This window comes from Anoxybacillus pushchinoensis (assembly GCF_900111795.1).
Taxonomy (GTDB): Bacteria; Bacillota; Bacilli; order Bacillales; family Anoxybacillaceae; genus Anoxybacillus; species Anoxybacillus pushchinoensis.
In genome coordinates, this window is the sequence record NZ_FOJQ01000068.1 from 1 (window position 1) to 10,423 (window position 10,423).

The window sequence follows — 10,423 nt, forward strand, 5'->3', positions numbered from 1 at the left end:
TTTCTTTTGTATATGATAGAATAAGAATGTGGAGAAAACCGTTGAATCAAGGCACTCCAATCCCCGTTACTCGATGTAGGGAGTTGGTTGCAGGAAACGTTGCAACCGTAAAACATCGAGCGTACATCCGTCTGTTGTGCGTGGAAGTCAAGTACTGCCTACAGACATGCCGAGCCACTCGGTAGCGATATAGGCATGACCTATGTCGTTGGGTAGTCGTCAACCTGCCCCTGATGCAACCCCAAGTCAAGGAAGGAGGACGAAGTCCGTTCGCACTTCTGGGGAGTTGCAAGCCCCCGCTTCAAGCGTTAGCTAAGTGGGGGTAGTTGACTCGCAGATGATTGGGGAAGTGAACAATCATCTCCATTAGGCTCCATTGGAAATGTACTTCAATCAATTGGCAACACCCTACAAGCGATCGGCGGAATATATGAGGAGCGAGGAAATAAGGAAGAAGGGCAGTCGATCAGCATCGCAGGCGCATGGATTCAAGCGGTTGGTTCTATTCTTTGTTTTTTACATGAATTAAAAGAAAAAACTACCCCATCGAAAGTGGGGTAGTCGTCTTATTACATCATTCCGCCCATGTCAGGCATGCCAGGTGTGTTTTTGTTTTCTTCTGGTTTATCAGCAACAACCGCTTCTGTTGTTAAGAACATAGCCGCAACAGATGCTGCGTTTTGAAGCGCAGAACGAGTTACTTTTGTTGGGTCAACGATACCAGCTTCAATCATATCAACCCACTCGCCAGTTGCTGCGTTGAAACCAACACCAGCTTTTTCTGTTTTTAAACGTTCAACGATAACAGAGCCTTCTAAACCAGCGTTTTGAGCGATTTGGCGAACAGGCTCTTCGATAGCACGAAGGACGATTTTCACACCAGTTGCTTCGTCACCTTCTGCTTCGATCGCTGCAACTTTGTTGTAGACGTTCATTAACGCTGTACCACCGCCGGCAACGATACCTTCTTCAACTGCCGCACGTGTTGCGTTCAATGCGTCTTCAATGCGTAATTTGCGCTCTTTTAATTCTGTTTCTGTTGCAGCACCAACTTTGATTACCGCAACGCCACCAGCTAATTTCGCTAAGCGCTCTTGTAATTTTTCGCGATCAAATTCAGAAGTAGTTTCTTCTAATTGAGCACGAATTTGGTTGATGCGTGCTTGAATGTCTTCCGCACGGCCAGCGCCACCAACAATTGTTGTATGTTCTTTTGTTACAACAACTTTCGTTGCACGACCAAGTGAAGCAATTGTTGTTGATTTCAATTCGCGACCTAACTCTTCCGTGATGACTTCACCGCCTGTTAAAATCGCGATATCTTGAAGCATCGCTTTACGACGGTCACCGAAGCCAGGCGCTTTAACTGCAACAGCTGTGAACGTACCGCGAAGTTTGTTCACAACTAATGTAGCAAGCGCTTCACCTTCTACATCTTCAGCGATGATTAACAATGGTTTGCCTTGTTGAACAACTTGCTCCAATACAGGAAGAAGTTCTTGAATGCTTGAAACTTTTTTATCTGTAATTAAGATGTATGGATTATCTAATACAGCTTCCATTTTATCAGAGTCTGTAATCATGTATGGAGATACATAACCGCGGTCAAATTGCATACCTTCCACAACATCTAATTCTGTTGTGAAACCTTTAGACTCCTCTAATGTAATGACACCGTCTTTACCAACGCGTTCCATTGCTTCTGCGATTAATTGACCAACTTCTTCGTCAGCCGCAGAAATAGCTGCAACTTGAGCAATGGAGTCTTTGCCTTCGATTGGTTTAGAGATCGCTTTTAATTCTTCCACAGCGACCGCAACAGCTTTTTCAATACCTTTGCGAATGCCCATTGGGTTCGCACCAGCTGTTACGTTTTTCAATCCTTCGCGAATCATCGCTTGTGCTAATACAGTTGCTGTTGTTGTACCGTCACCAGCAACATCGTTTGTTTTGCTTGCTACTTCCGCAACAAGCTTTGCACCCATATTTTCAAATGGATCTTCTAATTCAATTTCTTTTGCGATTGTTACACCGTCATTTGTAATTAATGGAGAACCGAACTTTTTCTCTAATACAACGTTACGACCTTTTGGACCTAATGTTACTTTTACTGCATCAGCTAATTTATCTACACCGCGTAACATCGCACGACGAGCTTCTTCGCTGAATTTAATTTCTTTTGCCATACATCTTACCCCCTTGATGAAATTTTAATTAAGTATTTTTATGTGCTTTATATGTTATCAGGCGAACGATTAACCAATCACAGCTAAAATGTCACTTTCACGCAAAATTAAGTATTCTTTTCCATCATATTTTACTTCTGTACCCGCATATTTTGAGAAGATGATGCGGTCACCAACGCTTACCTCTGGAGCTACGCGCTCACCATTATCAAGAACGCGACCTGAACCAACTGCCACAACTTTTCCTTCTTGTGGTTTTTCTTTTGCTGTGTCTGGTAAGACAATTCCGCTCGCTGTTTTTTCTTCAGTTTGAATTAATTCAATGACAATACGATCACCTAGTGGCTTCAACACGGCAAACGACCTCCTTAATTAGATTTTCGTTCCGTTATTAGCACTCATTCTTATTGAGTGCTAACACACTTATTATATTAATGAACTTTTTTTAATTTTGCAAGTAGGAAGTTAAAAATTTTTCATTAAATGATTCCCTCTTTAACATTATGTCTTTCCTTTCGAAATTCATACAAAAAATATGATAAAATGAAAAAGTATTCAATTTAGAAAGCAGAGGACGATCATTCGCTCAGCTAAGGAAGCAGACGCTTAGAAAATGCTCGTCTAAAGCTAGACAATTTGCACGAAGGGGTTGAACATGTGAAAAAGCAATATTGGTATGTCATCATTACATACGTCGCTATGCAACTATCTAGTTTAGTCGGCGTTCCTTTACTTGCGCATAGCGGATTTATTAACGCATCAAATAAAGAAGTAGCTTTATCGATCGCCTCAGGCTATTGGGCTGTCATTAGTTTTTCGATTGCTCTTTTTCTCGTTCTTTATTTTATGAAAGAAGATATGAAATACTCATATGATCGCCATCAAGCATCGATTGGCATGTCATTCTTTTGGGCGATTGGGGGGTTTTTGCTCGCTCTTTTCGCCCAAGGCATTGCAGCTAATATTGAGATGCACCTATTTGGTGTCGAAATGGGGTCCGAAAACACGAGACGCATCGTTGAAATGGTCAAATTGACACCAGCTCTTATACTCGTTACATCAGTCGTCGGACCAATTTTAGAGGAAATCATCTTTCGGAAAATTATTTTCGGGACGTTGTATCAAAAATACAATTTTTTCTTATCAGCGCTCGTCAGTTCACTTTTATTTGCGGTTGTTCATTTAGAGTTTGAACATTTGCTTCTTTATGCAACGATGGGATTTGTATTCGCCTTTTTATATGTTAAAACAAAACGCATTCTCGTACCTATTGCAGCACACGTGTTGATGAATACATTTGTTGTTGCTATTCAAACATTATTTGCTGAGGAAATTGAAAAAATGATGCGCGAAGCAGAACAAATGCAATTCGTCATTTGGAGGCTGTTTTCATGAAATATGAACCACTATTTTACTTTCTAATGGGCATTTTATTTACTTATTTTGCTGTCGACAGCGCCGAAGATGGCATTTGGGACGTAACAACGATGTTATTCATAATGATCGCTACGTTTGATTTTGGCACAGCCATTCGTTCTTTATTAAAAAAAACCTCCCGATCATAAACGGGAGGTTTACTCATTTCCGTAATGCTTTAAAAAGTAAACGAGTGACTGCAGTTCGACCGCTAAATCAATATGATGAACACGAATGTGTTCTGGCACATGCAAGCGAGCAGGCGTAAAGTTTAAAATTCCTTTAATACCTTTTTGGACTAGCCGGTCGGTAATCGGTTGAGCAACTTGAGCCGGCACAGTTAAAATAGCTACTGTAATCTCCCCGAGCTTTTCTTCCAGCTCATCTAAATGATAAACAGGAACTCCTCCTACTTCCGTTCCGACTTTGTCTGGATCGACATCGAATGCCATCACAATTTTCGTATTATTATTTTTGCTGAAATTGTAGTTTAAAAATGCAGTCCCTAAATTTCCGACCCCAAATAACGCCACTTCTGTCGTCTCATCTTGGTCTAACGTTTTACGAAAAAATGACAGCAAATAATTGACATTATATCCGTATCCTTTTTTTCCAAGCGCACCAAAGTATGAAAAATCTCGGCGAATCGTTGCTGAATCAACTTGTACAGCTTCGCTCAACTCCGCTGAAGATACACGCTGCTTTCCTGATGCATGCAAGTTTTTCAAAAAACGATAATACAACGGTAATCGTTTTGCGGTCGCCTGTGGAATTTTTGGTTGTTCATTATTCACGAGTCAATCCCCCACATTTCCTTTCACAAATAGTTAGCGCTTTCATTTTCTCTCCTATACGTCTAAAAAATTCTCCCTACTTCTAAACTATACAATATTTTTTTCATTCTGTCTTTCCTTTGTACCCTTTATTATTATTTTTGTCAAATTTGTTATTCGCACACTAGTGTTGCCGAACATGAAGAAAGTACGTTACACTATCAAAAGAAGATTGAGGTGAGAAATCATGATCATTTTACAAGTAAATCAACTGTCAAAGTCGTATGGTGCTGAGCAAGTTTTATCAGACATTAAACTCGAAATACAAGAAAAAGACCGCATCGCTTTAGTTGGAAGAAATGGGGCGGGGAAATCTACACTATTAAAAATCATTGCTGGCCAGCTGTCGTACGACGCAGGTGAAATCATAAAGCCGAAACACGTGACAATCGGCTACTTAGATCAATATACAGGCTTGCAAGCACATCGTTCCATTTGGGAAGAGATGCTCGATGTTTTTGCACCGCTTCAACAGATGGAAAAACAACTACGCGAACTAGAACAACAAATGAGCGTACACGACGCTGACTATGGACGTCTACTCGAACAATACGATCGGTTACAAACGGAATTTAAAGAAAAAGGCGGATATCAATATGAGGCAGATATTCGCTCTGTCCTCCACGGCCTTCGTTTTTCCCAGTATGATTATACGACAAAAGTATCGACATTAAGCGGTGGACAACGGACGAGACTAGCACTTGGGAAATTACTCCTTTCTAAGCCGGATTTACTTATATTAGACGAACCGACAAACCACTTAGATATGGAAACGTTGCAATGGCTTGAACAGTATTTAAAAAATTATAGCGGTGCCATTCTTATCGTCTCCCATGATCGCTACTTTCTTGATCAAATCGTAACACAAGTGTACGAATTGGCACGCACAAAAATAAAAAAATATGTCGGCAACTACACAAGCTACTTACAACAACGCGCAGAACAGTTTGAACAACAAGTAAAACTATACGAAAAACAACAAGAAGAAATCGCAAAACTAAAAGATTTTATTCAACGAAATATCGCTCGTGCTTCAACAACAAAGCGCGCACAAAGTCGTAGAAAGCAATTAGAAAGAATAAATATGATTGAAAAACCACTCGGTGATGAGAAATCAGCATCGTTTCGTTTCGAGATCGAACGGCCAAGCGGAAACGACGTGCTAGCAGCTACCGATATAGCGATTGGTTACGATCGCATCATTGCAAAAAATCTTTCATTCCGCGTCACTCGTGGTGATAGTATCGCATTAATTGGACCGAACGGCATCGGGAAATCGACTCTTTTAAAAACGATCATTAAACAACTCCCTGCAAAACAAGGGGAACTCCGTTACGGAACAAACGTACAAATTGGCTATTATGATCAGGAACAAGCACAATTAACGTCGAATAAACGTGTCATTGATGAGTTATGGGATGAAGATCCATTAAGAACGGAAAAAGAAATTCGAACTATTCTAGGAAATTTCTTATTTTCCGGCGATGATGTATTGAAGCCCGTTCAGACGTTGAGCGGTGGAGAGAAAGTTCGGCTCGCTCTCGCCAAACTGATGATGAAAAAAGCAAATGTATTAGTGTTGGACGAACCGACAAACCATTTAGATTTAGATAGCAAAGAAGTGCTCGAACAAGCGCTCATTGAATACCCTGGGACCATTATATTTGTTTCCCACGACCGCTATTTTATTAACAGACTAGCGACAAAAATATATGAATTATCCACAGATGGTCTTGTTGAATATTTAGGGGACTATGATTATTACGTCGCAAAAAAAGCGGAGCTGATTGAGCTCGGACAAATGAATCAAAAAGCTACAACAAACGAGCCCTTGTCACCAAAACGTTCGTACGAAGAAGAAAAAGAACGTAAAAAGCTAGAACGACAACGAAAACGAAAAATCGAACAATTAGAAATGGAAATGGCACAACTTGAACAACAAATTTCGGCGTACGAACAACAACTATATGATCCTTCTTGTTACAACGACTACGAAAAGGCTCGAGACACACAAGCGCACATTGACGCCCTAAAACAAAAATTTGATGAACTATTCGAACAGTGGGAACGTTTACAACAATAATAATGGGCTAGCTCCACTTGTGGACTAGCCCATCTTTTTACACAAACATATCCACAGAAAAAACACTTATATATAAGTTATTCACGGACTTTTCCACATTATCCACAAGAAAATTAAAAAACTTACATGAATTCTTGTGGTTAACTCGTTATTATAAAATAACATATACTGAATGTTTTCCACAAAATCCACATGAATGTGGATAAAATAATCCACAAAAAAAAATGCCCCTGCTTACAGGGACACATATTATAACAATAAGCTTGGATTCGCATTTAACGCCATTGAAGCACGCTTCCCTTGTTGAAGTAATACTGTTCCAGCTGCTGCAATCATCGCTGCATTATCTGTGCAAAGCGATAACGGTGGAATAACGAGTTCAACTTCTGGAAGTCGCTTCATTTGTTCTCGCAATTGCGTACGCAATCCTTCGTTTGCAGCGACACCGCCGGCTAACAATATTTGTTTCACCCCATAGTGCGCAGCAGCTTGCATTGTTTTTTCCACCAATACTTCCACAACACTCGCTTGAAAGCTTGCTGCCATATCTTCAGGGCGAAGCGTTTCCCCTCGTTGCTTAGCGTTATGCAATGTATTAATTACTGCTGATTTTAATCCACTAAAACTAAAATCGTACGATCCTTCTTCTAACCATGCGCGTGGCAAATCGATGATTGGCTTTCCTTCTTTCGCCAAACGATCGATATGGGGACCTCCTGGATAAGGTAACTGCAACGCTCGAGCAACTTTGTCATATGCTTCCCCTGCAGCATCGTCGCGCGTCTCCCCAATCACTTCAAACATCCCATGCTCTTTCATATAAACAAGCTCCGTATGCCCCCCTGAAACAACAAGCGCTAACAACGGAAACTTCATTTCTTGCACAAGTCGATTGGCATAAATATGACCCGCGATATGATGCACGCCAACAAGGGGGATGCGATGTGCAAAAGCTAATGCTTTTGCCGCATTTACACCGATCAATAGCGCGCCAACTAGCCCCGGCCCTTCTGTCACCGCAATGGCATCAAGTTCATTCACATCCATATTTGCTCGCCTCATCGTTTCTTCTAACACGAGCGTAATTTGTTCAACATGATGGCGCGATGCAATTTCAGGAACGACGCCTCCAAACCGTTGATGACTTTCCATTTGCGATGCGACAACGTTCGCTATTATTTCACGTCCGTTTTTCACAATGGCTGCAGCTGTTTCATCACAGCTCGTTTCAATCCCGAGTACAAATATATCTTTTTCACTCATAATTTCACCCACATTACTAAAGCATCTTCTTGGTTATCCGAATAGTATCGTTTTCGAATTCCTCCATTTAAAAAACCGAGCTTCCGATATAATGATTGTGCAACTACATTCGATACCCGCACTTCTAATGTCATCGTTTTCGCTCCTTCTTCCCTTGCTAACGCCATCGCTTGTCTCATCAGTGCTTCTCCTAGTTTTTTACCACGAAATTGAGGCAACACTGCAATGTTTGTAATATGCGCTTCATCCATAACCAACCACATGCCACAATAGCCAATTACTTGTCTATCATACTCCAGCACAATGTAACGAGCATACGGGTTGTTTGTCAACTCTTGATAAAAAGAAGAGCGACTCCATGGGAGCGTAAATGAAAGCTGCTCAATTTCTATAATGCGATCAAGATCTTGAAGCGTCATGAAACGGAAGGAAACGTCCACTTAACATTCCGTCCCTTCTTGCTGACGAGCAAGCCAATTCGCTTCTGCCTCTGCTAAACGAATATAGTTTGGTACGAATGTATGAATGTCCTCTGGCTCACGATGCATGCCTAACCATGCTAACTCACTCGGACGCGGGTTATGCAGTGTGAACGAAGCCACTTGAACAGCACGATTGAGCGTTTGAATGAATGAAGCTTCGTGCAAAGAGCTATCATTTCCAACTAACAAAATAGGCTCATCATAAGCCTTTAATTCATTTGCCCAATCTGTCGCTAAAATGACTTGATCAGCCACAATGGATTGAATGTTTCCTCCTTCCGCTTTATAAAGGCCTGTATAAATTTGTCCTCGCCGAGCATCCATTAATGGAACAACGAGCCCTTGAAAATACTTTGCACTTGCTGCCATCGCCTCCAAGCTTGATACGCCGATAAGCGAAATGCCCAATGTCCATGCGAGTGTTTTGGCAATCGTTACGCCAATGCGAACACCTGTATATGACCCAGGACCTTTTGCAACAACGATACGCTCGATTTCTTTCGGACTCATATCACACTCTTGAAGAAGCGACTCAATTGCAGGCATCACTCGTATAGAATGATTTTTTTTCAAATTTGTAATGATTTCTCCTTTAACAACTTGGCCGTCAACGACAGCAATCCCCATAACAAACGTTGATGTATCAATAGCTAACACTTTCATCGCTAAAAATCTCCTTACATAACTGTTCATAACGTTGGCCGATCGGAGAGAAGCGAATAATCCTGCTTCCTCCATCAGCATGGTGAATCGTAATATGTAAACGCTCAGCTGGCAAATATGGTTCAATGATATGTGCCCATTCCACAACCGTTACACCATCACCAAAAAAATATTCATCAAATCCTAAATCTTCTTCGCTTTCCTCTAGACGGTATACGTCCATATGATACAAAGGTATACGTCCTTCGTATTGTTTGATAATGGTAAAAGTCGGGCTGCTCACATTACGGTTGATTCCTAAACCTTTTGCTAGCCCTTTTGTAAATGTCGTTTTTCCTGCTCCTAAATCGCCCTCTAACGTGATTACGTCTTTTGGTTGAATATATTGGGCGAGTTTCGTCGCTAATGCGACCGTATCTTCAGGATGATGTGATACATATTCATATGTTTTCATCGCTCATTCCCCTAATTGAATAAAATCAACATACAAAAAAGACCTTAGGACCTCTCTCCTAAGGAAATGATACACATATAAGTGTACACGAAAATAAAGCATAAAGCAAAAAAGGCATAAAAAAACACGAAACTAATATCGTTTCGCTTTCGTTTCATTCGTTGGTTGCGGGGGCAGGATTTGAACCTGCGACCTTCGGGTTATGAGCCCGACGAGCTACCTGGCTGCTCCACCCCGCGATGATATGATACGATACAAACAAGTGTTTAAATCGTCGTACAATTCAATTAAATAAGACACATAAATGAAACTTGGCCATCCCGCTCTCAGATAGCACGCTCAAGAAGCAGCTCGAGCGGTATGCTGATGTAAACTCATAGGTGCCTATTCGTTCGTGCTCCACCCCCGCAATGATACAATACAAATAAACGTTGAACTGAACTTATTGAAATAAATATAAAAATGCCCGGCAACGTCCTACTCTCGCAGGCGGTGTCCCGCCAACTACCATCGGCGCTGGAGAGCTTAACTTCCGTGTTCGGGATGGGAACGGGTGTGACCTCTCCGCCATCGTCACCGAGCAAACATGCTTCTTTTCGCCTCATAAGGCGTGAAGGATAATTCCTTCAAAACTAGATAACAGGTTAGCCTCCGCTTTTCTTGGTGTCTAGCTTCGGCTCCGTCGGACGTTTCCTTGGCTTCGCCAAGAACCGTTCTCAGCTTTTCTTGGTGTCTAGCTTCGGCTCCTAGCCCCTCGAACCGCTTCAGTCCTGCTGTGGCGGCAACAGCCTCCTCGCAGGCCTTTCGCGTTCTTCGCGGCTAAACAGTCGCCTACGCTTTTCGTATGTGCTTAGTTAAGTCCTCGATCGATTAGTATCCGTCAGCTGCACGTGTCGCCACGCTTCCACCTCGGACCTATCAACCTTGTCATCTTCAAGGGATCTTACTCGCTTGACGCGATGGGAAATCTCATCTTGAGGGGGGCTTCACGCTTAGATGCTTTCAGCGCTTATCCCTTCCGCACATAGCTACCCAGCTGTGCT

At 41.8% G+C, this 10,423-nt stretch carries 10 protein-coding genes, 1 tRNA gene, 2 rRNA genes and 1 pseudogene; 4 read left to right on the forward strand and 10 right to left on the reverse strand.

The features are described from left to right. Positions 1-354: 354 nt before the first annotated feature. Positions 355-561: pseudogene (locus BM213_RS15315) on the forward strand (DUF6944 family repetitive protein); the annotation flags it as partial. Between the two features lie 8 nt (positions 562-569). Here BM213_RS15315 and groL read toward each other — a convergent pair. Both groL and groES read right to left on the reverse strand, forming a co-directional pair. After that, the gene (groL, locus tag BM213_RS12945; RefSeq protein WP_091704821.1) at positions 570-2,186 is read right to left on the reverse strand and encodes a chaperonin GroEL; all 1,617 of its coding nucleotides are present in this window, start codon (positions 2,184-2,186) and stop codon (positions 570-572) included. A 69-nt stretch (positions 2,187-2,255) separates the two neighbouring features. Then, positions 2,256-2,540, reverse strand: a complete 285-nt coding sequence (groES, locus tag BM213_RS12950; RefSeq protein WP_004888755.1) for a co-chaperone GroES — start codon at positions 2,538-2,540, stop codon at positions 2,256-2,258. 303 nt (positions 2,541-2,843) lie between these two features. On the opposite strand from groES, the gene BM213_RS12955 reads away from it, so the two are divergent. Both BM213_RS12955 and BM213_RS12960 read left to right on the forward strand, forming a co-directional pair. Beyond that, positions 2,844-3,581, forward strand: coding sequence for a CPBP family intramembrane glutamic endopeptidase (locus tag BM213_RS12955; RefSeq protein WP_091704824.1), 738 nt, complete (start codon positions 2,844-2,846; stop codon positions 3,579-3,581). Continuing rightward, complete coding sequence (locus BM213_RS12960) at positions 3,578-3,751, forward strand: YdiK family protein (protein ID WP_091704827.1); 174 nt, start codon at positions 3,578-3,580, stop codon at positions 3,749-3,751. Before BM213_RS12955 ends, BM213_RS12960 begins: the two co-directional genes overlap by 4 nt. A 9-nt stretch (positions 3,752-3,760) precedes the next feature. Here BM213_RS12960 and BM213_RS12965 read toward each other — a convergent pair whose 3' ends face one another. Further along, a complete protein-coding gene (locus BM213_RS12965; RefSeq protein ID WP_042536378.1) occupies positions 3,761-4,396 on the reverse strand; it encodes a redox-sensing transcriptional repressor Rex in 636 nt (211 codons plus the stop codon). A 226-nt stretch (positions 4,397-4,622) separates the two neighbouring features. On the opposite strand from BM213_RS12965, the gene BM213_RS12970 reads away from it, so the two are divergent. After that, a complete protein-coding gene (locus tag BM213_RS12970) occupies positions 4,623-6,518 on the forward strand; it encodes an ABC-F family ATP-binding cassette domain-containing protein (RefSeq protein ID WP_091704829.1) in 1,896 nt (631 codons plus the stop codon). 249 nt (positions 6,519-6,767) lie between these two features. Here the strand turns inward: BM213_RS12970 and tsaD are convergent, their stop codons facing one another. The 7 genes from tsaD to BM213_RS13005 form a co-directional block, all read right to left on the reverse strand. Next, on the reverse strand, positions 6,768-7,781 hold the full coding sequence (gene tsaD, locus BM213_RS12975) for a tRNA (adenosine(37)-N6)-threonylcarbamoyltransferase complex transferase subunit TsaD (protein ID WP_004577724.1): 1,014 nt from the start codon (positions 7,779-7,781) through the stop codon (positions 6,768-6,770). Beyond that, the gene (gene rimI, locus BM213_RS12980) at positions 7,778-8,221 is read right to left on the reverse strand and encodes a ribosomal protein S18-alanine N-acetyltransferase (RefSeq protein WP_091704832.1); all 444 of its coding nucleotides are present in this window, start codon (positions 8,219-8,221) and stop codon (positions 7,778-7,780) included. The genes tsaD and rimI overlap by 4 nt, the downstream gene beginning before the upstream one ends. Beyond that, positions 8,222-8,926, reverse strand: a complete 705-nt coding sequence (tsaB, locus tag BM213_RS12985) for a tRNA (adenosine(37)-N6)-threonylcarbamoyltransferase complex dimerization subunit type 1 TsaB (RefSeq protein ID WP_091704835.1) — start codon at positions 8,924-8,926, stop codon at positions 8,222-8,224. Beyond that, positions 8,907-9,380, reverse strand: coding sequence for a tRNA (adenosine(37)-N6)-threonylcarbamoyltransferase complex ATPase subunit type 1 TsaE (tsaE, locus tag BM213_RS12990; RefSeq protein ID WP_091704837.1), 474 nt, complete (start codon positions 9,378-9,380; stop codon positions 8,907-8,909). The genes tsaB and tsaE overlap by 20 nt, the downstream gene beginning before the upstream one ends. A gap of 162 nt (positions 9,381-9,542) precedes the next feature. Next, a tRNA-Met gene (locus tag BM213_RS12995) sits at positions 9,543-9,619 on the reverse strand. Positions 9,620-9,844: 225 nt separating this feature from the next. Further along, a 5S ribosomal RNA gene (rrf, locus tag BM213_RS13000) occupies positions 9,845-9,961 on the reverse strand. A gap of 269 nt (positions 9,962-10,230) precedes the next feature. Next, positions 10,231-10,423: ribosomal RNA gene (locus tag BM213_RS13005) — 23S ribosomal RNA — on the reverse strand; the annotation flags it as partial.

Bases quoted from the DNA above. Each gene is read 5' to 3' on its own strand.
- groL (WP_091704821.1), bottom strand. From the start codon at position 2,186: ATGGCAAAAGAAATTAAATTCAGCGAAGAAGCTCGTCGTGCGATGTTA.
- BM213_RS12960 (WP_091704827.1), top strand. From the start codon at position 3,578: ATGAAATATGAACCACTATTTTACTTTCTAATGGGCATTTTATTTACT.
- BM213_RS12970 (WP_091704829.1), top strand. From the start codon at position 4,623: ATGATCATTTTACAAGTAAATCAACTGTCAAAGTCGTATGGTGCTGAG.
- tsaD (WP_004577724.1), bottom strand. From the start codon at position 7,781: ATGAGTGAAAAAGATATATTTGTACTCGGGATTGAAACGAGCTGTGAT.
- tsaB (WP_091704835.1), bottom strand. From the start codon at position 8,926: ATGAAAGTGTTAGCTATTGATACATCAACGTTTGTTATGGGGATTGCT.
- tsaE (WP_091704837.1), bottom strand. From the start codon at position 9,380: ATGAAAACATATGAATATGTATCACATCATCCTGAAGATACGGTCGCA.